This window comes from Chloroflexota bacterium (assembly GCA_026389585.1).
Taxonomy (GTDB): Bacteria; Chloroflexota; Dehalococcoidia; order UBA2247; family RBG-13-53-26; genus JAPLHP01.
Genome location: JAPLHP010000030.1, coordinates 1 through 20,139 on the forward strand (window position 1 = coordinate 1; position 20,139 = coordinate 20,139).

The 20,139-nt window shown below is 51.9% G+C and carries 22 protein-coding genes; 7 read left to right on the forward strand and 15 right to left on the reverse strand.

What is annotated here, in order from left to right; all coding sequences use genetic code 11:
- Positions 1-521 precede the first annotated feature (521 nt).
- Positions 522-815, forward strand: coding sequence for a hypothetical protein (locus NTZ04_02330; GenBank protein MCX5991157.1), 294 nt, complete (start codon positions 522-524; stop codon positions 813-815).
- A 182-nt stretch (positions 816-997) separates the two neighbouring features.
- Here NTZ04_02330 and NTZ04_02335 read toward each other — a convergent pair whose 3' ends face one another.
- The 3 genes from NTZ04_02335 to NTZ04_02345 all read right to left on the reverse strand — a co-directional run bounded on the left by NTZ04_02335 (position 998) and on the right by NTZ04_02345 (position 4,312).
- Positions 998-1,507 (reverse strand): metallophosphoesterase family protein, encoded by a 510-nt coding sequence (locus tag NTZ04_02335; protein ID MCX5991158.1) that lies wholly within the window; start codon positions 1,505-1,507, stop codon positions 998-1,000.
- 156 nt (positions 1,508-1,663) lie between these two features.
- Positions 1,664-2,338: an HAD family hydrolase gene (locus NTZ04_02340; protein ID MCX5991159.1), complete on the reverse strand. Its 675-nt coding sequence runs from the start codon at positions 2,336-2,338 to the stop codon at positions 1,664-1,666.
- A gap of 63 nt (positions 2,339-2,401) precedes the next feature.
- Complete coding sequence (locus tag NTZ04_02345) at positions 2,402-4,312, reverse strand: hypothetical protein (GenBank protein MCX5991160.1); 1,911 nt, start codon at positions 4,310-4,312, stop codon at positions 2,402-2,404.
- A gap of 167 nt (positions 4,313-4,479) precedes the next feature.
- Between NTZ04_02345 and NTZ04_02350 the strand changes: the two genes are divergently transcribed.
- The gene (locus NTZ04_02350) at positions 4,480-5,229 is read left to right on the forward strand and encodes an alpha/beta hydrolase (GenBank protein MCX5991161.1); all 750 of its coding nucleotides are present in this window, start codon (positions 4,480-4,482) and stop codon (positions 5,227-5,229) included.
- Between the two features lie 123 nt (positions 5,230-5,352).
- Positions 5,353-6,024, forward strand: a complete 672-nt coding sequence (locus NTZ04_02355) for a 50S ribosomal protein L25 (protein ID MCX5991162.1) — start codon at positions 5,353-5,355, stop codon at positions 6,022-6,024.
- 26 nt (positions 6,025-6,050) lie between these two features.
- Here NTZ04_02355 and NTZ04_02360 read toward each other — a convergent pair whose 3' ends face one another.
- Entirely contained in the window at positions 6,051-6,239 is a 189-nt protein-coding gene (locus NTZ04_02360; GenBank protein MCX5991163.1) for a tautomerase family protein, read from the reverse strand.
- Positions 6,240-6,443: 204 nt separating this feature from the next.
- On the opposite strand from NTZ04_02360, the gene rpsP reads away from it, so the two are divergent.
- Entirely contained in the window at positions 6,444-6,731 is a 288-nt protein-coding gene (rpsP, locus tag NTZ04_02365; protein ID MCX5991164.1) for a 30S ribosomal protein S16, read from the forward strand.
- Positions 6,728-6,955 (forward strand): KH domain-containing protein, encoded by a 228-nt coding sequence (locus NTZ04_02370; protein MCX5991165.1) that lies wholly within the window; start codon positions 6,728-6,730, stop codon positions 6,953-6,955. Before rpsP ends, NTZ04_02370 begins: the two co-directional genes overlap by 4 nt.
- A 12-nt stretch (positions 6,956-6,967) precedes the next feature.
- Here NTZ04_02370 and NTZ04_02375 read toward each other — a convergent pair whose 3' ends face one another.
- The 9 genes from NTZ04_02375 to NTZ04_02415 form a co-directional block, all read right to left on the reverse strand.
- On the reverse strand, positions 6,968-7,393 hold the full coding sequence (locus tag NTZ04_02375; GenBank protein MCX5991166.1) for a F0F1 ATP synthase subunit epsilon: 426 nt from the start codon (positions 7,391-7,393) through the stop codon (positions 6,968-6,970).
- A gap of 2 nt (positions 7,394-7,395) precedes the next feature.
- Complete coding sequence (atpD, locus tag NTZ04_02380) at positions 7,396-8,787, reverse strand: F0F1 ATP synthase subunit beta (GenBank protein MCX5991167.1); 1,392 nt, start codon at positions 8,785-8,787, stop codon at positions 7,396-7,398.
- A gap of 15 nt (positions 8,788-8,802) precedes the next feature.
- Positions 8,803-9,654 carry an ATP synthase F1 subunit gamma gene (gene atpG / locus NTZ04_02385; protein ID MCX5991168.1) on the reverse strand — a complete coding sequence of 284 codons (852 nt, stop codon included), beginning with the start codon at positions 9,652-9,654 and terminating at the stop codon, positions 8,803-8,805.
- A 65-nt stretch (positions 9,655-9,719) separates the two neighbouring features.
- Positions 9,720-11,231 carry a F0F1 ATP synthase subunit alpha gene (atpA, locus tag NTZ04_02390; GenBank protein MCX5991169.1) on the reverse strand — a complete coding sequence of 504 codons (1,512 nt, stop codon included), beginning with the start codon at positions 11,229-11,231 and terminating at the stop codon, positions 9,720-9,722.
- A gap of 95 nt (positions 11,232-11,326) precedes the next feature.
- A complete protein-coding gene (atpH, locus tag NTZ04_02395; protein ID MCX5991170.1) occupies positions 11,327-11,854 on the reverse strand; it encodes an ATP synthase F1 subunit delta in 528 nt (175 codons plus the stop codon).
- Positions 11,855-11,858: 4 nt separating this feature from the next.
- Positions 11,859-12,371, reverse strand: a complete 513-nt coding sequence (atpF, locus tag NTZ04_02400) for a F0F1 ATP synthase subunit B (protein ID MCX5991171.1) — start codon at positions 12,369-12,371, stop codon at positions 11,859-11,861.
- Between the two features lie 199 nt (positions 12,372-12,570).
- Positions 12,571-12,816, reverse strand: a complete 246-nt coding sequence (locus tag NTZ04_02405) for an ATP synthase F0 subunit C (GenBank protein ID MCX5991172.1) — start codon at positions 12,814-12,816, stop codon at positions 12,571-12,573.
- 28 nt (positions 12,817-12,844) lie between these two features.
- Positions 12,845-13,999, reverse strand: a complete 1,155-nt coding sequence (locus tag NTZ04_02410) for a F0F1 ATP synthase subunit A (GenBank protein ID MCX5991173.1) — start codon at positions 13,997-13,999, stop codon at positions 12,845-12,847.
- The gene (locus NTZ04_02415; GenBank protein MCX5991174.1) at positions 13,999-14,232 is read right to left on the reverse strand and encodes an AtpZ/AtpI family protein; all 234 of its coding nucleotides are present in this window, start codon (positions 14,230-14,232) and stop codon (positions 13,999-14,001) included. Before NTZ04_02415 ends, NTZ04_02410 begins: the two co-directional genes overlap by 1 nt.
- Before the next feature lie 140 nt (positions 14,233-14,372).
- Between NTZ04_02415 and lysS the strand changes: the two genes are divergently transcribed.
- The gene (gene lysS / locus NTZ04_02420; GenBank protein ID MCX5991175.1) at positions 14,373-15,851 is read left to right on the forward strand and encodes a lysine--tRNA ligase; all 1,479 of its coding nucleotides are present in this window, start codon (positions 14,373-14,375) and stop codon (positions 15,849-15,851) included.
- 21 nt (positions 15,852-15,872) lie between these two features.
- On the forward strand, positions 15,873-17,162 hold the full coding sequence (gene serS / locus NTZ04_02425) for a serine--tRNA ligase (GenBank protein ID MCX5991176.1): 1,290 nt from the start codon (positions 15,873-15,875) through the stop codon (positions 17,160-17,162).
- On the opposite strand, the gene NTZ04_02430 is transcribed toward serS, so the two are convergent.
- Together NTZ04_02430 and glgP are read right to left on the reverse strand one after the other, a co-directional pair.
- Complete coding sequence (locus tag NTZ04_02430) at positions 17,084-17,833, reverse strand: flavodoxin family protein (GenBank protein MCX5991177.1); 750 nt, start codon at positions 17,831-17,833, stop codon at positions 17,084-17,086. The genes serS and NTZ04_02430 overlap by 79 nt on opposite strands.
- An 83-nt stretch (positions 17,834-17,916) precedes the next feature.
- Positions 17,917-20,070 carry an alpha-glucan family phosphorylase gene (glgP, locus tag NTZ04_02435; GenBank protein ID MCX5991178.1) on the reverse strand — a complete coding sequence of 718 codons (2,154 nt, stop codon included), beginning with the start codon at positions 20,068-20,070 and terminating at the stop codon, positions 17,917-17,919.
- Positions 20,071-20,139 lie beyond the last annotated feature (69 nt).

Genomic DNA, 20,139 nt, shown 5'->3' on the forward strand with positions numbered 1-20,139 from the left:
CCTTCCCCGGATCACCCTTGGAGGCATATGAGCTTGAGGTCTCTCAAACGCAAGGCTGCCTGGAACTATAGTTAGCAGGAACCAATATGGGACATTTCTAATGAGTCAAGAAAGAGGTCATTTCTAAAGAGTCTTGACAGACATACTCGTGGCTACATAATGCCGCCCACTCCGTTCCTGGATCGTGCCTGGCTGTCCCTCAAATAGGGGGGAACTTCAGGCTAGTGCTTAGTTGCACGAATCAGCGTAACGACCGAGATTCTTCGCTGCGCTCAGAATGACACGGTCATGGGTGATCCTTCTGCGGAAGGATGACACCCACTCTTGGTGATCATCCCGGCTCGCTCCTGAAGGAGAATAGTTTGTGAACTTCAAAGCTCCTCTTGAGATATGAATGTGAGATCACACCAGTAGACTCTATCTTAGCTAGAAGGTAAAGCTGACGAATCCCGACAGGATATTCAGCAGCAACCTTTACAGGCCGCACAGCCACTGTAACAAATCAAAAGAAAGGAGACCAAATGCCACAGCAAACACTACTTCAAAAACTGGATGAGGCTCTGGCACGCGTTAGATTGCTTGAGAGAGAAAAGGATGAGGCAATTACACGTGCTCGATCGCTGGAACATGATGCCAAGGAACTCAGAGGGTTAATAGCACTCGCAGAATCAAAGGCCGAGGAAATACTCAGGCCCGCATCAGCCACTTCAGCCCCCGAAGATAGTAAATTCCCCACAACCGGTAAAGGGTTGCAGGAGCTGGTTGAAGAGGGAGCAATCAGGAATCAGGGTGACCTCAAACGACGTTACCCTTAAGGCTACCCTGCCTGCGTGAGTCCATGGTAGGCCAACGTATCAGTTTGTCAGTAATGAAACCGCTTCAAGGTGACGGCGGGGAAGCATAGGCCTTCTATGCTGTGGCATTTATGAAGTCTCTTACTAATGGGCAAGCAGGAACGGGGCTGAAACAGTAGGGGCACCAGAGAGACAGGCCTGCACTACAATTCCACAATGCGGACCTGGGCTTCACTTGACATAATATCGAGCAGGGCCACAGTCCCAGGCCCACAACGATAGTTGAGGAACGTGGGGCTGCCAGGGTTGACCATCAGAACCCGGTCATGTCGCTCTACGATGGTGCAATGATCATGACCGAATACTACAATGTCAGGGACATTGTAGTCACTTCCAACCCTAAGGGTCCCTGAACGCCATGACGCCACGGGGTATGGATAGGGCATTTCATGAATGAGCCATATTGTATGGTTCTCCAGCTTCAAGACGTGCTTCCACTTCACGCGCTCGTCTCTCAGCACTTCCCCGGAATCATCATCCCCTCTGGCAGCAAGCACCGGCGCAATAGCACTTAGTTCATCGAGAACCGAGGAGGTATAGATATCCCCAGCATGCAAGATAAGGTCAACCCCATCGAAGACGTGCTTTATACTGTGTGGCAGCTCCGACGCATCATCAGGGATATGTGTATCTGACAAGAGTCCAATATGCATTCAAATCACACAACTATACTAGTGCCTGGTTGCACAAGTCAGCATAACAACCGAGATTCTTCGCTGCGCTCAGAATGACACAATGGGCAAGCGGGTCTCCTCCCACAAAGTAAATAACGCCTATTCCTGCAACTAAGCACCGGAACAAGGGAATCACTACCCTGAACGGATTCTCTGGCTAAACTCGGCCAGGTCATGGACGACAAAGTTTCCTTGTTCTTTACCCTGCCTGTCAAGATAGAAGGCGTGGATACCAAGTTGCCTTGGTACAACAAAATCGAAGGTGTAATGATCCCCAACATGGGCCACTTGCTCAGGCTTCACAGCAAGCAGTTGGCATACCTTCAGGTAGACATCGGGGGTCTTCTTCACCTCACCGAAATCCGAGGCAGCGGAGAAGACACTCATAAAGTATGCCCTCACACCACAGGCCTCGAGTTCGATATCAGTAAACTCTCTCGAAGCATTTGAGGTCACAACAAGCTGATGCTCTTTGCCCAATAGCTCCAAGACTGCAGGTACCTCTGGAAAGGTCATTATCTCATGTTCGAGACTTTTCAATAGCCCATTCCAGTTCTCTCCCAGATCAAAGAACCTGAACCAGTACTTGATGTCATACCACTCTCTTCTTCCTTCACCCAATTTGGCATATTCCTCAAACACACACTTCTTGGCCTGTTCCAGAGGTATTTTCTTTCTCAGGGAGTACAGTCCAGGGATACCTTCGCTCCAAACAAGCTCAGTAAACCTGCCTCCTGTAACGGTTCCGTTCATATCGAAAGAAACTACTTTCACTGCAGGGACATCGTTCAACTTCAAATCACCTATCATGCAGACGCATGAATCTCTTCCAGACAAGTATACCAATCCATTTTGACCAGCCCTTCTGCCTCCTTAACCCTTTGCTATCAGGCCCTTGCCCTCCAGGTCATTGGCAACATCACCCAACCCCAGTTCCTCAAGTTTAGCCCTTGTCTGGAGCCCTGTCGCGACGTCCCACTGCCTGAGCTGATAGTACTCGTCTTTCATCCTCTCAAACTCCGCCCTGTCAACTACCGCACCCTTCCGCGAGATCACCGCCCCTGCCTTTCCAGGTACTATGCACTCAGTGTTCGTCGAGTTCGCTTTTAAGGGCCTGATGTGCCAATCGTCGGGCAGTTTGTCATCTTCTCTGCCCCCACGCCCCTCTCTAACCAGTATCGACCTCTGTAAATTGAAGACTCTCTCGCCGACACGGTAGAGTCCCTCTTCATCCACTTCATCACCGGTGACAGCCGAAAGGATCTGGCTTTCCAGCGTAGGATCGCCTACATGGTCACGGGAATGTTTGCTGTCCATGATAGGCCATACCCAGTCACAAAGGACAAGGCATTCCTTGGCATACTCCCGATCCTGGATCTTCCTGGCCGCCATGGCCTTCCCCTCCCACGTAGAGAAATCGGCGGCTATTTCACCTCCCCAGAATCTCTCAGCAATAGCACGCAGTACCCCGGTGGAGACATGAGCCTCCTTGACCTTGTTGACCCAGCTTACCCACTGGGCCAGAGGAAGACCAACGGCATGGAGTTGCTGTATGGGCTCCCTCGGCTCAGTGGCCCATAGCAGCGCTGTCGTAATATACAGTCTGGGATCGTATGGATCACTATGCCTGATCTGCGATTCCGCCCCGGTGCCTATGGAGCGGGCAGCTTTCGCCATGCCCTGAGCCAGGATATCTCCAAAGCCTTCCCGAAGCGATATCTTCCTGACGAGGGTCTCCATAAACTCCAGGCTGCCCAGGCTGGAGAGGGGTATGCCGGTGTTCTCGTCGGTGAGTATGCCGGCTCTGTAACATCTGTTCAGCCAAGCCAGCATCATATCAATGGCCCATGTATCGATCCCATAGTCGTCACAGAGTCTATTGACGTAAAAGGGGACATCGTTCTGGCTGCCATAATATCTGTAGGCCCATGGCTGATAGAAAAGGGCTGACTGACACATGAACTTCCCCTTCTGCCCATTCTCAGCGCTGTGCACTACTCTGAGGCAGTTGCCCAGACAGCCATAGCAGGGGTCCTTCTTTGTTCCGGGCCCGGTTACCTGGAAATCCGTACCCCATGCAGTGAAAACGCCTCTCTCCAATCCACGAAAGTATCTGGTCAGCTCTCCCAGTGTTTCCGGTTTGGCGATCTTCACCTGCCTCTTGTCACCTTCTACCACAATGGCCTTTAGCTTCTTTGAACCCATTACAGCTCCCAGTCCCCCGGAGCCGCTGGCATCATTATCAGCGAGCATACTGGCCATGGTAACCATGTTTTCACCAGCAGGGCCTATGGATACTACTCGCGCCGAGCTTCCCAATCTGGTTTTCAGGGTTTGCCTCGTCTCAATGGCCCCTTTTCCCCATACCGCAGAGGCATCGTTCAATTCAGCCATACCATCGTGAAGAAAAAGGTAAACCGGACTTTCCGACTTGCCCTGAACCACAATGGCATCGTAGCCAGCGAATTTTAGCTCGGCTCCCCACCGTCCCCCCAGGTTGCTGTAGCAGAACTGCTGAGGGGTGGGCACAGGTGATTTTCCACAGATGGTCCACCTCGATCCACCCAGTACCGGGATTCCCGCCAAGGGGCCATTGGCAAATATCAGCCTGTTTGCCGGATCAAAGGCATTAACCTCTGGCGGAACCTCATCCCAGTAGACCTTAGCAGCAAGGCCTCTTCCTCCAAGAAATCTGCCAGCGTAGTCCATCGTGGAGACCTCACTGGTATTCCCCGAGGACAAATCCACCTTCAGTATCTTTCCGGCATATCCGAATGCAGACAATTGCTACCCCGCCATTCAAAGATGTTCTGGCTTCCAGAGTACTGCTTAAATTATACACTTCCAGAGCACGCATCTCGTCCTGATCTGTAGATATAGATAAAGGTTGATAACAACAAAAGCGCCTTGCATCAGAGCCGCATGTTGCCTATCATTATTTAATAAGCCGCATGACAACTTGCCCCCAGAACTCGACTGACCCTCAGGATGGAGGGCCTACGAACGGTCACAGACTGAAGGTCGGGGATTCGCATATTTACTTCCGTAAGGCAGGCAGTGGCCCACCAGTGGTCCTATTACATGGCGGCTCCAGTGACTCAAGCGACTGGATAGAAACTATGGCTGCCCTTTCAATCACTCATACTTTATACGCTCCCGACCTTGCAGGGTATGGTTCGAGCGATAGAAATGAGGATGGCTACCGTCTATCTGACTTCGTGGAATCCACTGTAGAGTTCCTTCGAACTCTGGGCGTAGATTCCGCCGTAATGGTAGGCCACTCCCTGGGCGGGAGGATAGGTCTGGAAATTGCTTTTCTTCACCCCCAGATGGTGAGCAGACTTGTGCTCATTGATACAGCAGGATTCAGCAAGCTGGGTCGATTGGGAAGCTTCCTGGGCAGTGCTTCTTGGAGTCTGCGCAGGTTAATGCGCCACCCACAACCATACCCCAGATTCATTAAGGAGAATGGGGCATATGCAGACTGGATGTGCCTGGATAAGCTGTCCGAGCTCAAAGTGCCAACCCTCATGGTATGGAGCCGTTATGATCCCTACTATCCCCTGGCTGGGGCCATCAAAGCCAAGCAGTTGATACCACAGGCACGATTGGAGGTCTTCCCTGGGTATGGCCATGCCCCTCACCGAAAGGAACGGGATTCCTTCAACAGGATATTGCTGGCTTTCCTTGCTCAGAGTTAGAGACAGCATCCTTGCTCATCTCCCGTACATTGATGTATCATTAGCAACAAGAAGCAAAAGAGATGCCTATTTTTCACTCTGGCCTGGCAGCAGTCTGGAGTTGGTAGATAAAAGGAGAGATGGATGGAGCAAGTAGAGTTGCGGGCCACTGGCCGCAAACTTCTGGGCAAAAAGGTTAGATTTCTACGCCGCCAGGGTATAACCCCGGTGCACCTGTTTGGTCACGACACTGAGCCACTGGCTCTACAGTGCGACACAACACAGCTTGAGCATGTATTGGCTCACTCTGGTAAGACAAGGCTCATTGGTCTCAAACTGGACAGAGCCAAGAAGTTGAGAAGCGTTGTTGTTCGCGAGGTCCAGAAGCATCCGCTGTCTGGTGAGATAATACACGTGGACTTCTACCAGGTCAGCATGACAGAGAAGATAAAGGTTGACGTTCCCATCACTCTGATTGGAGAGGCGCCAGCTTTGAGATTAAAGGGAACCATGCTGGTACGCGAACTGAGCAGACTTAATGTTGAATGCCTCCCTGACAGTATTCCGGCAAATGTCCAGGTAGACATAAGCTCTCTTGCAGAAGAAGACCAATCCATTCACGTGAAAGACATCTCGCTCGCTGAGGGTATTACCGTTCTAGACGACCCTGAGCACGTTATAGTGCGAGTTGCGCTGCTGGCCATCGAGAAGGTGGAAAAGGTGGAGAAGGTGGTAGAGGCAGAGGCAGTGACTGAGGGTGCTGCTGAAGCAGCCCCAACGCCTGTAGAGGAAGCCAAAGAGAAGAAAGAGAAGTAGAGAGGAACTCTCTGCATTTTCCAGATCTACTTGGTATCAGAGGCAAGCACTCCGCCTATGGCCCAGTTTTCCTTGGCCACATCCTCAAAAATAACTATAGTAGCATCAGGTGTGGTGTGAGCCACACCTACTACAGCCTCGGTGATACGTTTGGCAAGCTCCGCCTTCTGAGCATGGGTTCTGCCTGGCCACATTTCTACTCTTATTATTGGCATGATAACACCTCCGTATTCCTCAAGTTCACTTGACCCCGACTATCTAAATGGTATTTTATCATAAGAGCTACTAACTCAGATGCTGTCTTGTGCTAGGACATAGTATCCATTCCAAAAGCCTGGTTGAACAGAAACTCTTTAGAATATTCCGCTGTACACATCAATGTTGACAATTTGTGAATAACGCCTGATAATACAAGCACTATGGTAAGAATGAGACTTCAAAGAGTGGGAGCCAAGAACCAACCTAGTTATCGCGTGGTGGTAATAGATTCTCGATCACCTAGAGACGGTGCCTATTTAGAGAGACTCGGACACTATAATCCTCTGACCGATCCAGAGACGGTGGTTATCGACCAAGCAGGGGCACTCAAGTGGCTACAGCGTGGCGCCCAGCCGAGCGAGGCAGTGGCCAGATTGCTCTCAAAGCTGGGGGTCGTCAATAAGCCCCAGGCCGTTAAAGCCAGCCAAGCCAACCAAGGGGTAGCATGAAGGACCTGGTAGAATACATTGCCAAGTCTATAGTGACGCTGCCCGATGCTGTGGTCGTAAACGAAGAGAGCAGCGCTGGTAACGTCATCCTCAAGCTTCAGGTGGCCACAGAGGACAGAGGTAGGGTCATCGGGAAGCTGGGAAGGGTGGCCCAAGCAATGCGCACCTTACTCAGGGTGGCGGCAGTACGGGAAGGGGTTCGAGTTCAACTCGAAATCCTCTAGGTTTGAAAGCCCCTAGATAGACTTCCTTTCCTTCCTTCTTCTTCGCCCAGCAACTTTGAGACGAGCCAGAGATCTCCGCAGGGCAGCCTCTGCGTTCGCAAGATCTACTCCCTCTCCGGGGTGTTTGAGTTGCTCTTCAGCCCGTTGCTTGGCAGCCTCAGCACGAGCTGCATCAATATCATCAGCACGCTCAGCAGTATCAGCCAGAACTACCACTTTATTGTCCAGCACCTCAAGAAAGCCGCCGCTTACAACCATAAAGATCTCTTCACCAGATCGTCTAATGCAGAGTTCACCAGGCTCAAGCATGGTCATGAAAGCAGCATGATGAGGCAAGACAGCGAACTGTCCCATCACCCCTGGAGCGATCACAGTATCCGCCTCGCCAGAGTACACCGGGCCCTCTGCAGTGACAATCTCTAATTTCAGTATGGCCATGACTACATTCCTAGACGTTTTGCTTTCTCAACCGCCTCATCTATCGTCCCTACCAGTAGGAATGCCTGCTCAGGCAAAGCATCATGCTTCCCTTCCAGAATCTCCTTGAAACCGCGCACGGTCTCCTTGATAGGCACATATTTCCCTTCTGTGCCGGTAAAGGCTTCCGCAACAAACATGGGCTGAGAGAGGAACCTCTGAATGCGCCGGGCACGGGCCACAGTGAGCTTGTCTTCTTCAGACAACTCCTCAATGCCCAGGATAGCGATGATATCCTGAAGCTCCTTGTATCTCTGCAACACCCTCTGGATACCTCTAGCCACACCATAATGCTCTTCGCCCACTATCTTCGGGTCAAGAATGCGGGAAGTGGAAGACAGAGGATCCACAGCCGGATAGATTCCCATCTCTGCGATGGAACGTTCCAGGGCAATCACCGCATCAAGGTGGCCCATGGTAGTGACTATACCGGGGTCAGTATAGTCGTCAGCAGGAACATAGATAGCCTGGAAGGAGGTGATGGACCCCTTCTTGGTCGAAGTAATCCTTTCCTCCAACTCGCCTACCTCTGTAGCCAGCGTCGGCTGGTAGCCTACGGCTGACGGCATACGTCCCAGCAATGCCGATACCTCCATGCCGGCCAAGACATAGCGGTAGATGTTGTCAATAAACAGCAATACGTCCTGACCTTCAACATCCCGGAAGTACTCCGCCATAGTCAGACCAGTCAGCGCAATGCGGGCTCTAACTCCAGGCGGCTCATTCATCTGTCCGAAAACAAGCGCCGTTTTGTTGATAACACCGGACGCCTTCATCTCCAGCCAGAGGTCATTTCCTTCACGGGAGCGCTCGCCAACTCCAGCAAAAACAGAGAAACCACCGTGAACGGTGGCGATACTATGGATAAGCTCCTGAATGATGACTGTCTTCCCTACGCCGGCGCCGCCATAGGCACCTATCTTCCCGCCCTTGGTGAAGGGAGTGATCAGATCAATCACCTTGAGTCCGGTCTCCAGCATCTCGGTACTGGTTTCCTGATCCTCGTAAGCGGGCGGCATACGGTGAATCGGCCAACGTTGCTCAGCTTTGACCTCACCGAGGTTATCCAGGGGTTCACCCATGACATTGAACAATCGGCCGAGGGTGGCCTTGCCCACAGGAACAGCTATAGGAGCACCTGTGTCAATAGCCTCAATGCCCCGCTCCAGGCCCTCGGTCGGAGCCATGGACAAGCACCTTACCCAGTTATTACCGATGTGGGCCTGAACCTCAAGTACCATCTTTTCTCCATTACTAGTGATTTCGATGGCATTGTACTGTGGCGGTAACTCCTCAGGAGGAAATTCAATATCAACTACCGTGCCAATTACTTGAGCGACTCTACCCTTGGCCATAATGATTACTACCTCCTAGCCTATTGCCTCTACTCCACCAGTGATATCAAGAAGTTCCTTAGTGATCATCTCCTGGCGCGCCTTGTTGTACACCAAGGTCAAATCCTGGACAAGTTCGTTAGCGTTATCAGTGGCATTGCGCATGGCTACCATTCTCGCCGACTGCTCGCTGGCAATCGATTCCAGAATGGCGTGGTATACCTGCATCTCCACAAACCGGGGGAGAAGTTCTGCCAGCACTGATTTTCTGCCGGGCTCATAGATATACTCTGCTTCACCGCCACGCTCTCTCTTGGCTGGTTCGACAGGAAGCAATTGCTGCAGCACTGGCCGCTGAGTCATGGTACTGACAAACCGGGTATAGGCCAGATAGACCACATCGGCAAATCGATTGCTATAGTCATCAATGACAATGCGGGACATCGGCAGGGTATCAACAAGGGAAGGCCGATCTCCAATTCCGGTGAACTCGGCCCGAACCTCGCGACCGTAGCGCAGCATGTAGTCCCTGCCTTTGCGACCTACCGTGATCATCACAGAGGGAGAGACATGCTCCAATATGAAACTTGCTGTGCTTCGGTTCATATTGGCGTTCAGGCCTCCGCACAAACCACGATCAGGCGTGATATGAATTATCTCGATCTTCTTCACTTCCCGTCGTTCCAGCAAGGGGTGAATCCTGCCTCCTTGCTGTGCAACCAGATCGGCCAAAACTTGCTGAATTTTCTCAGCATAAGGCCTGCCGGCTAAATCGCGATCCTGAGCCTTCCGCATTTTGGACGTAGCCACCATTTCCATGGCTTTGGTAATCTTAGCTGTCGATTGAACGCTCCGAATACGCCGCCGAATCAAACGTATGTTAGCCATTGTCTCTTATCTGCTCCAGTATTAATCCCTCTTCTCGGCACAGACCAGAAGTCTCGCCTCTTCTCCTAGCGTGCCCGACTTTGCTTGAACTCAACAAATGCCTTCTTCAATGCCTCTTCTGTTTCCGGCGTCAAGTCCTTGCTACTGGCAATGGATTTGCCTATCTCAGGATGGCTCGTTTCCATGAATTTCTGAAGATCATTTTCGAAAGCCGTTACATTGCCTATTGGCACATCATCTACATAACCACTGGTAATAGCATAAAGCGTAATTATCTCTTTCTCCAAAGGCAAGGGGCTAAATTGGAGCTGCTTGAGAATCTGAGTGCTCCTCTGACCTCTGTCCAGTTGAGCCCTGGTTGCCTTATCCAGGTCAGCAGCTCCAAACTGGGCGAAGGCAGCCAGTTCGCGGTACTGCGCCAACTCCATCCTGAGTTTCCCAGCCACCTTCTTCATGGCCTTCGTCTGTGCCGCCCCACCCACTCTTGACACTGACAAACCCACATTCAGGGCCGGGCGGATGCCCGCATTGAAAAGATCCGTCTCCAGATAGATCTGGCCATCAGTGATAGATATCACGTTCGTGGGGATATACCCTGAGAAGTCACCCAACTGCGTCTCGATAATAGGGAGAGCGGTAAGAGATCCGCCACCGTATTCTGGAGCAAGCTTGGCTGCTCTCTCCAGCAAACGGCTGTGAAGATAGAAAACATCACCTGGATAGGCTTCACGTCCCGGGGGACGGCGCAGCAGCAGGGAAATCTGACGGTAGGCCCAAGCATGCTTAGTCAAATCATCATAGATAACCAGGGCATCCTTCCCCTGCTCCATGAACTCTTCGCCTATGGCACAGGCAGCATAAGGACAAAGGTATTGCATGGAGGCAGGGTCAGAGGCACCGGCAGACACCACTATGGTATGTTCCATAGCACCATAGAATTCCAGAATGGCTACCATCTGAGCCACCTTTGAGGTCTTCTGTCCAATTGCTGCATAAATGCAGATAAGGTTCCCGCCCTTCTGACTGACAATCGTGTCAAGGCAAATTGCTGACTTGCCGGTAAAGCGGTCACCGATGACCAACTCACGCTGCCCACGTCCGATGGGTATCATGGCATCTATGGCCTTGATACCGGTGTGAACCGGGACATTTACCGGCGCACGCCGGACAACGTTCGGTGCCACTCTCTCCAAGGGACGCACCTTGTCATACTTAACAGGGCCCTTACCATCAAGCGGTACTCCCAGAGGATCGATCACCCGACCAATGAGGCCTGCACCCACAGGCACTTCCAGGATTCTTCCCGTGCATCGAACCTCATCACCCTCTTTGATCGATAAGGGATCGCCAAGAATGACCGCTCCTACTGCGTCTTCCTCCAAGTTGAGGGCCAGCCCCATGATGCTATTGGGGAACTGCAGCAGTTCGTTAGCCTTGGCACCCGACAGCCCGTGGATGCGGGCTAAACCATCAGCCACCTGCACCACAGTACCTACATCGACCATGCTTACTCTGGTGCCAAACTCTTCTATCTGCCGCTTGATGACAGAGACTATATCTTCACCACGAGTGACCATACTATCTCACCTCCAACACAACTCCTGTTGGCACAACCAAACAACCCCTTGCACCGGGAACCAGCGCCTCAAATACCAAACATCCTCCAGATGAATCACGCCAAGCTTCTTCTCAATTCCTGAAGCCTGGTGCGGACACTTCCATCCAGCAACTTATCCCCCAACCTGACCACCAAGCCCCCTATGATTTCAGGATCCACCTTCGCACCAAGCATTACTGTCTTGCCAGTGATCTCAGCCAAGCCCTTCCCAATGATCTCTTCTTCTTGGTCACCAATGGGGATAGCCGTAACCACTTCTGCCTCAACTACCCCCTTGTGAGCATATGACAAACGTCTGTACTCAGCCACAATGCCCTGGACTATGTGGAGGCGATTCCTGGCAACCAGGAGATACGCCAGATTCATTGCCGTAGGTGTAACACCCTTGAGAGCCTGCTGCAGTAGCTCTCTTTTTCTTTCTGAACTAACCTTGGGATTCTCCAGAAAGGAGCCTATCTCCGGATCGTGCAAAACACTGGCTATACTCTCCAGGTCAGCCTGCCATCTGTCCAATTGATTGGTCTCTAAGGCAATTAGAAAAACTGCCTGCGCATGCCGTCTGCCTGAAATACCCTTAGCCATTGTTCTAGTTCAATTCACTCTTCTTGGAAGCAAGTCCTTCTTTTAAAACCTTGTCAATTAGCTGCTGGTGCACTTTCTTGTCCAGGGACTGTTCAATTACCTTCTCTGCCGCCAGAACTGCCAGATCGGCAAACTCCCGACGCAGTTGATTGAAACTTTCTTCTCTCTCCATGGCAATCTCAGCCCTGGCTTTGGCAATGAGAGCCTCTGTTTCTTTCCTGGCCTCAGCCCTGGCCTCTTCCTTGAGCCTATCTGATGTCTGCGAAGCCTGAGCCATGATGGCCTGGCCCTCTTTGCGTCCAGCCTCAATCTGAGCTTTCACGGTCTCTTCAGCATGAGCCATCTCCTGTTTGATGCGCTCCGCCTGATCCAGACTCTCCTTTATCTTGCCTGCCCGCTGATCCAGCATCTTCGTGATAGGCTTATACAAGACCAGCGTCAGCAGCCCAAGCAAGAGAAAGAAGTTTATTATGAAAGCCAACAGACTTGGTAGATTTATTCCAAGGTCATTGAGCATTTTAGCTCCTCTTCATACAGATTGACCGGACTACTGGCTACGGTGTAGCTACTAGTGGATGTGTCGTGCTTAGATACATAATCGTGATCGCCATCACCCCGACAAAGATCATCGCACTCAAGAATACTGCAAGTACGAAAACCAGTATCGGTACTGGCAGACTCTCATTTTCCATGTTTCATCCCTCCTGAAGTTACTCTTATGCTGTTGCTGTTTTGGAGACCATGGCAATAATGATCGACACGATCAGGGCATAGATACCGATAGCCTCTGTCAACGCCGCTACCAGGATCATGTTGGTCAAGATCGCGCCTCTGGCCTCTGGATTGCGTCCTAGCGCCGTCACGGTGGCATACCCTATCAGGCCCAATCCTAGTGCCGGACCTAAGAGGCCAATGCTACCTGTGATCGCTACGGCTAGATACTTGGCTACAACTGGGTCCATCTACTTACCTCCTTCTCTCTTAGTAAAATTACCCATGCTCCTCACTCCCGTGGGAAACAGCTATGCTGGCAAATACCAGAGTCAGCCCTCCAAAGATAAGGGCCTGAATGAAGCCAATAAGAAGCTCCAGGCCGTAGAAGGGTATGGCCATTACCCAAGGGACGAGGAACGTAGCTGACAAGACCAATATCTCCCCTGCCGTCATATTGCCAAAGAGACGGAAGGCGAAGCTGATCATCCGGGTCATATGGCTTATGGCCTCCAGGCCACCGATAACGGCATTGATCACACCGGTGACACAGGCCATGATGGCATCAACAATCTTGCCCTTGAATAACAGCTTTATGCCCCGGACAAGCTCTCCCAGATTGACATACTCGGTGATATAGTGACGGAATCCCCTGCCAGTCAATCCCCAGAACTCGATGAATAAGACCGCCATGACTGCCAGAGCCAGGGTCATGTTGATATCTGTGCTGGCAGAGCGGAACAATGGCGGCCGGCTCACAATCTCGGCCACAGGCTCATCAACTGAGATCGATTGACCTTCAGCAACAGCATACTCTACTTCACCAGTCTTAGGGGCCGTAACATCCTCAGTGGTGGATCCGGTGTTTACTTGAAATACCACGTCTCCTTCATTGACCTTGACCACCGTCTCCCCCTCAGCAGGCACTACAAGCCCTTCAACCGTCCCAGCTACCGGGGACACAACCTCTTTTGCCTCCTTGACAAAGATACCAGGCCCATAAAAGGGAAGAAGGGCAAGGTAGGCATTGAACATCACAAAGATGAAGATAGTAGCAATCACAGGGAAGAACCGGCGACCGTTCTTGTGCCCGGCAACACTCTCTACGAAGTTCAAGAGCATTTCCAGGGCTGTTTCAAACAGACCCTGCAAACGGCGAGGGATGATCCTCATCTTGCGCGTAGCGGCAAACGAGAGAGCCACAACCACAATAATGGTGATCCAGGAGGCAAGTAGCGTATTGGAAATCGGCAGAGGGCCAGCTTGGAAGAGTACATCACCACGGAAGAACGAGTGAACTTCAAGTACCGGGACACTGAGAATTTGTGGCAGCAGCTTAATATTGAGGCCCCTGCCTATGGCACCGCCAGCTAAGCCAAATATGAAAAGGACTACAATTACAAGGCCGATGATAGAGCATCCACGCTTGGACACTACTGCTTGTCCTCCCGGCTCTTGTCTTCCTGCTCCTTAATTAGCGGCACTATCATTCTATAGGTTCCAAAGGCAGCCACCACCAACCCAAGAAAGAGTCCAACCAAAGTAAATATTATCGAATACCCAAACTTCCTGTCAAGCCAAAGCCCACCGAGGATCCCGCCGACAATCGATATACCGATATACCATCCAATACCGATGAACTTAGCCGCAAGGCCCCAATTTTCCATCTCGCCCGTGCCATGTCACAGATACTTATCATGGACGGTTTTAAGTATACTATGCAGCTTCGTTCTGAGTCAAAATCTGGGCACAACCTTTGCAGCATGCACAAGAGATACCTTATAATAGTCGCTATTCACTGAAGCCAATGACCAAAAGACTAGAAAGCATAACCCAGCAGCGGCTCGATAAACTGCAACGGCTTCGCGAGCGGGGTATTAATCCCTACCCCAATCGTTATCACCGCACTCACACAGCTCAGCAAGCCAAAGGCCTGTGCGAACAAAACGCGCTGACCGCAGGATTAGCAGTAAGCCTGGCCGGCCGCATTGTAGCTCACCGCAATATGGGTAAGGCTACATTCATCGATCTGCAGGATGGCTCAGGCAAGATCCAAATCTACTTCGGTAGCAAGCAAATAGGCGAGGAAAGATATGGGCTAGTGCAGGAACTAGACCTTGGAGATATCATCGGCGTCAGTGGGGAACTATTCAAAACGCACAGGGGCGAAATCACTGTCAACGTATCCGATTTCACGATGCTCGCTAAGTCACTCCAACCTCTGCCGGAGAAATGGCACGGGCTGGTTGATGTCGAGAAGCGCTATCGCCAGCGTTACCTGGACCTCATTTCCAATCAACCTACGAAGGAGATTTTTCTGGTGCGCAGCCGCGTTATTGCTGCCATCCGTCGCTTCCTTGACGACAGGGGCTTCATCGAAGTGGAGACCCCAGTGCTCCAACCCATAGCCGGGGGAGCCAGGGCACAACCATTCGTTACCCATCATCAAGCCCTGGATCAGGACTTTTACCTGCGCATTGCCACAGAACTCTACCTCAAAAGGCTCATCGTAGGTGGCTTCGACAAGGTCTACGAGATCGGCCGCATATTCCGAAATGAAGGCATCTCCACCAAGCATAATCCGGAGTTTACTACCCTGGAAAGTTACGAGGCCTACGCCGACTACCATGATGTGATGGACATGCTCGAGAACATGGTCTCGCACATCGCCCAGGAAGTACTGGGGACCACCAGACTCACATTTGGGGAACACACACTCGACTTCACTCCTCCCTGGAAGCGCCAGACACTGCGTGATGCCGTTCTCCAAAGTTGCGGCATTGATCTTGATGAATGCCTCAAAGACGGCGGTCAAGATTTGCGCCGAGTCATGCAAGCAAAAGGCATAGAGCTTGATCAGACTATGAGCCCAGCCTATCTGGTAGACAAGCTGGTTTCCACCTTCGTGGAACCCACCCTTGTTCAGCCAACCTTCTTGATGGACTACCCGGTGGAAACCACCCCCTTGGCCAAGACCAAGGCCGACAACCCGAGAGTAGTAGAGCGGTTTGAGGCTTTTGCTGTCGGCATGGAATTCGCCAATGCCTTCACTGAGCTCAATGATCCGATAGAGCAGGCTAATCGCTTTCTTGCTCAAGAAGCATGGCGAGATCATTTCGGAGATGAAGAGGCAGAATGTTACCAGGAAGATTTCATCCTGGCCATGGAGCATGGCATGCCTCCTACGGGCGGCCTTGGGGTGGGTATTGATCGACTGGTAATGCTTCTTACCAATCAGCAGTCGATCCGCGAAGTGATCCTCTTTCCTCAACTGAAGACCAAGTAGTACAATGAGAGACCACAAGCAATGTTGAGCATTCAGTTTATCAGACAGAACCCAGAGGCAGTGAGAGCGGCCATGGAGAAGCGGCATGATAGTGCACCGCTGGATGAGATCCTGGCTCTCGATGAACAGCACCGCAAGCTGTTATTTGAGGTGGAATCGCTGCGGTCACAGCGCAAACAGGGGAGCAAGGAATATGGCAGGCTGAAGACAGGGACTGCTGATACAACAGAAGGCACAACGTCCGAAGGTGCGACCGGGGAACTGGCCAACATCCGCGAACAAATCAAGCTGGCAGAAGCCGAGGTCCAGCCCATCGAGGAAAGGCTACACGATCTCTTGCTCCGCGTGCCCAATATTCCCGATTCCAGCGTCCCCATCGGTAAGGATGCCTCTGACAACATAATAGTACGAAGCTGGGGCGAGCCCCGCCAGTTTGATTTTCCTCCACTGCCACACTGGGATCTAGGTGAAGCGCTGGACATCATTGACTTCCAGAGAGGAGTAAAGCTAAGTGGCACGCGGTTCTATGTACTCAAGGGCCCCGGAGCCCGTCTGCAGCGAGCGCTCATCAGCTTCATGCTGCACCTTCATATCAGTGAACATGGCTACACTGAGATCTATCCGCCGTACATGGTAAAACAGGAATGCATGATAGGGTCATCCAATCTGCCCAAATTCGCTGACAACCTTTACCATGACGTTGAAGATGACTTCTGGTTCATCCCCACCGCAGAAGTACCTCTGACAAACCTTCATCGTGACGAAGTCCTCGAGGCTGGCACTCTTCCCCTGTACTATGTAGCTTATTCTGCCTGCTTCCGCCGTGAGAAAATGGCCGCCGGCAAGGATACCCGCGGCATAAAACGGGGGCACCAGTTTGACAAGGTGGAACTCTACAAGTTCACCGACCCCGACCACTCCATGGATGAACTGGAGAAGATGGTCAAGAATGTAGAGGAGGTCTGCCGCAGGCTAGACCTAACCTACCGCGTGGTACAGCTCTGCACCGGAGACCTTGGTTTTGCTTCCGCCAAGAGCTACGATATTGAGTTATGGGCCCCTGGCTGCCAGGAGTGGCTGGAGGTTAGCAGTTGCAGCAATTGCACCGATTTCCAGGCACGAAGGGCCAATATTCGCTACCGATCCGAGCCCGGAGCTAAACCTCAGTTTTTGCAGACCCTGAATGGCTCAGGCCTGGCCTTGCCACGGGTTCTCATCTCAGTGTTGGAGAGCTACCAACAATCTGACGGCAGCATACTGGTACCTGACGCACTGCTGCCGTACATGGACGGTCTTGAGGTCATCAAGTAGGTAGAAGTAATCTCCCCGGCCTCCCTCCCCGCCTTGAGTATAAACGTCATCTCCACCATGCGCCTGGCCAAGGTATGGGCTGATTTCATGCCCACCTCATCCTTCAATACACCAAGTCTCTCCTGTGCATCAAATCTCCCCGTTCCACCGTCGCTCGATAAGCCAACAGCCCCAAACTGACAGGAGCCTTCGCCAGGGCTAACCACCACCATCCCCCACATGAGAAAAGGGGTGATCACGCTAAGCAGGGTGGTTTCAGGACCAGCGTTTCTCATCCAAGCAACTGTCATAGCTCCACCCACCTTGCCTTTGAGCGCCCCACGGTAGTGTTTGCCCAGAACGAGTGCCCGGAATCTGTCCAGGAAGACAGCCATATATCCAGATAGTCGGCCAGCATAGGTCGGGGTTGCCAAGAGCAGTGCATCAGCCTTAATCATCCTGGGATATATCTCCAGCATGTCGTCCTGCAAAGCACAGAAACGGCCCTCTTCCTGCTTAGCAGTGCACCAGTTGCAGTGCCGGCAATCACTAATGTTTTTACCCGCCAAGCGGATCAATTCCGTGCTCACATTGCCCAAGCCTTCAGCCGTCTTCAGCGCCTCTCTAAGAAAGACCTCGGTATTACCCTCTTTAATGGGGCTACCACTTACGCCAAGAACGTTGATCTCCATTTATCCTCCCAGCCTATGGATGGTGGGTATCTTCACTCACCACATACACCTGGCTGTACTCCCGACGGTGGGTTTAGCTCTTCCTACCCTTGCACCCTTCCCTTGCGGCTTGCCTGTCTGGCAGCCGGACCCAAGAGCCGTTCACAGTACTCATTCATCATACGACGGGTACAGAAAGCAGGTGACACCGACCGGATAGCTTCCTTGACCATGCGGACCCACCCAACTGGCACACCTTTCCTGTCTCTTGTGTAAAACAGAGGGACTATGTCCTTTTCCAGCAGGGAATAGATGGACTCAGCATCCATCGTATCCTCTTCTTCCGGGTTTTCTGGCTTAACAATCTGACCAATGGCCCAACCATTGGCACCATTGTAGCCCTCGTCCCACCAACCGTCGCGAACGCTCAGGTGCAGAACACCATTGAGACAGGCTTTCATACCACTGGTGCCACAAGCCTCATTCAGTCGCCGCGGTGTATTGAGCCAGACGTCTACACCTTGTGTTAGGTAATGGGCCATATGCATATCATAGTCCTCGACAAAGGCAATTCGGCCCATAAAATCCCGATCTGTGGCCGAAGAGAACACTCTCTGTACCAGATGTTTCGAGGGAGAATCAGCAGGATGGGACTTGCCGGCAAAGACTATCTGGACCGGCCGCAAAGCATTCCTCACGATCTGCTTCAATCGATCGACATCATGGAAGATCAGCGCTGGCCGCTTATATTCAGCAAATCGGCGCACAAACCCTATAGTCAATACATCCGGGTGAAGTAAGGCTCCTATAGCTACCAGATGTTGGGGTTCCACGTCACCTTTGGCCCAGGCTACCTGAGCTGATTCCAGTATGCCACCAATAAGCTTGCGTCTGAGGATACAACGCACTCTCCACAGCTCCTCATCAGGTATATCCTTAACACTCTCCCAGAGACTCACATCATCATGTCTCTCCATCCAATCCCCGGCAAGATACTCCTCGTAGAGGTCGCCTATCTCCCCAGCAATCCAGGTAGGCACATGTACACCGTTGGTAACATACTCAATAGGCACATGCTCCTCTTCAACCTCTGGCCAGAGGCCATGCCACATCTTCCTTGCCACCCCAGAATGCAGTCGGCTCACGGCATTCCGATGATCAGCCGTTCTCATGGCAAGCACAGCCATATTGTAGCCCTGATCATCCGTACCAAATTGTTGCCCCAACGCCAGGCACTCCTGTCGGCTGATCCCAAGGGATTCACAATATCTATCGAGATACTTCTCTACAAGGTGTATGGAGAAAACATCCTGGCCTGCAGGTACAGGCGTATGAGTGGTAAAAACTGTCGTTGCGCGAACCCTCTGGACAGCATCAGCAAAAGACCTCCCTTTCTCAATCTCCTCCCTGATGCGCCCCAGCATCATAAAAGCTGTGTGTCCTTCATTGGCATGCCAGATAGCAGGCTTAATACCCAGCGCCCGCAGGACATGCACCCCACCCATGCCAAGGACGATCTCTTGCTGCAAGCGTACTTCCTGATCAGCAACATAGAGTCGGGCCGATAGCCTCCGCTGGTGCGGCTCATTGTCTTCCACATTAGTATCCAGAAGATATACATTCACCCGACCCACCCGAACCTGCCACACAGCGATTAGCAAAGACCCCGAACCCAGATCAACCCTCACCAGCAATCTTTGCCCATCAGGACCAAGAACGGGACTCACCGGTGCTTCATCAAAATCCAACTGCTTGTAGATTTCCTCCTGCATGCCAGCAGCCGAGATATGCTGATGAAAATACCCCTGAGGGTACATGAAGCCAATGCACACAAATGGCAGCCCTATGTCACTAGCCTCCTTGCACGTATCGCCAGCCAAGACCCCCAGTCCACCGGCATAGATAGGGAGGGAATTGTGAATGGCGAATTCCATCGAAAAGTAAGCCACGGGGCCACTTAGCAGATGTGGATAATGAGCACTGAACCAAGTATCCTGTATGGCCATCTCGGCGTCGAACTCAGCCATCACAGAATCATAAAGCTTGAGGAACTCGGGATCAGCAGCAACATGCAGTAACCTCTCTTGACTGATGTCTCGAAGCTGCTTCACCGGGTTGTGCCCACTAACCCTCCACAGAACATAGTCCAGAGCCCGAAAAACGTCCCGCCCCCGATGGTGCCAGCTCCACCACATATTATTGCCGAACTCTTCGAGTCTGCCTATACGTTCGGGGATCTTCCAGCGAAGGGTACTCATGTGTGGTTTCTGTCCTACCGTCTGACCAGCACTACGGGTAGAAGTCTAGCTGGTGAATTCGCTTCATTC

Excerpts from the sequence above, each read along its gene's own strand:
- NTZ04_02415 (MCX5991174.1), bottom strand. The coding sequence starts at position 14,232 with ATGGAAAATTGGGGCCTTGCGGCTAAGTTCATCGGTATTGGATGGTAT.
- NTZ04_02350 (MCX5991161.1), top strand. The coding sequence starts at position 4,480 with ATGACAACTTGCCCCCAGAACTCGACTGACCCTCAGGATGGAGGGCCT.
- NTZ04_02330 (MCX5991157.1), top strand. The coding sequence starts at position 522 with ATGCCACAGCAAACACTACTTCAAAAACTGGATGAGGCTCTGGCACGC.
- NTZ04_02360 (MCX5991163.1), bottom strand. The coding sequence starts at position 6,239 with ATGCCAATAATAAGAGTAGAAATGTGGCCAGGCAGAACCCATGCTCAG.
- atpG (MCX5991168.1), bottom strand. The coding sequence starts at position 9,654 with ATGGCTAACATACGTTTGATTCGGCGGCGTATTCGGAGCGTTCAATCG.
- rpsP (MCX5991164.1), top strand. The coding sequence starts at position 6,444 with ATGGTAAGAATGAGACTTCAAAGAGTGGGAGCCAAGAACCAACCTAGT.
- NTZ04_02370 (MCX5991165.1), top strand. The coding sequence starts at position 6,728 with ATGAAGGACCTGGTAGAATACATTGCCAAGTCTATAGTGACGCTGCCC.
- glgP (MCX5991178.1), bottom strand. The coding sequence starts at position 20,070 with ATGAGTACCCTTCGCTGGAAGATCCCCGAACGTATAGGCAGACTCGAA.
- atpH (MCX5991170.1), bottom strand. The coding sequence starts at position 11,854 with ATGGCTAAGGGTATTTCAGGCAGACGGCATGCGCAGGCAGTTTTTCTA.
- atpF (MCX5991171.1), bottom strand. The coding sequence starts at position 12,371 with ATGCTCAATGACCTTGGAATAAATCTACCAAGTCTGTTGGCTTTCATA.
- NTZ04_02355 (MCX5991162.1), top strand. The coding sequence starts at position 5,353 with ATGGAGCAAGTAGAGTTGCGGGCCACTGGCCGCAAACTTCTGGGCAAA.
- NTZ04_02335 (MCX5991158.1), bottom strand. The coding sequence starts at position 1,507 with ATGCATATTGGACTCTTGTCAGATACACATATCCCTGATGATGCGTCG.
- NTZ04_02375 (MCX5991166.1), bottom strand. The coding sequence starts at position 7,393 with ATGGCCATACTGAAATTAGAGATTGTCACTGCAGAGGGCCCGGTGTAC.
- atpA (MCX5991169.1), bottom strand. The coding sequence starts at position 11,231 with ATGGTCACTCGTGGTGAAGATATAGTCTCTGTCATCAAGCGGCAGATA.
- NTZ04_02430 (MCX5991177.1), bottom strand. The coding sequence starts at position 17,833 with ATGGAGATCAACGTTCTTGGCGTAAGTGGTAGCCCCATTAAAGAGGGT.
- atpD (MCX5991167.1), bottom strand. The coding sequence starts at position 8,787 with ATGGCCAAGGGTAGAGTCGCTCAAGTAATTGGCACGGTAGTTGATATT.
- serS (MCX5991176.1), top strand. The coding sequence starts at position 15,873 with ATGTTGAGCATTCAGTTTATCAGACAGAACCCAGAGGCAGTGAGAGCG.
- NTZ04_02340 (MCX5991159.1), bottom strand. The coding sequence starts at position 2,338 with ATGATAGGTGATTTGAAGTTGAACGATGTCCCTGCAGTGAAAGTAGTT.
- lysS (MCX5991175.1), top strand. The coding sequence starts at position 14,373 with ATGACCAAAAGACTAGAAAGCATAACCCAGCAGCGGCTCGATAAACTG.
- NTZ04_02405 (MCX5991172.1), bottom strand. The coding sequence starts at position 12,816 with ATGGACCCAGTTGTAGCCAAGTATCTAGCCGTAGCGATCACAGGTAGC.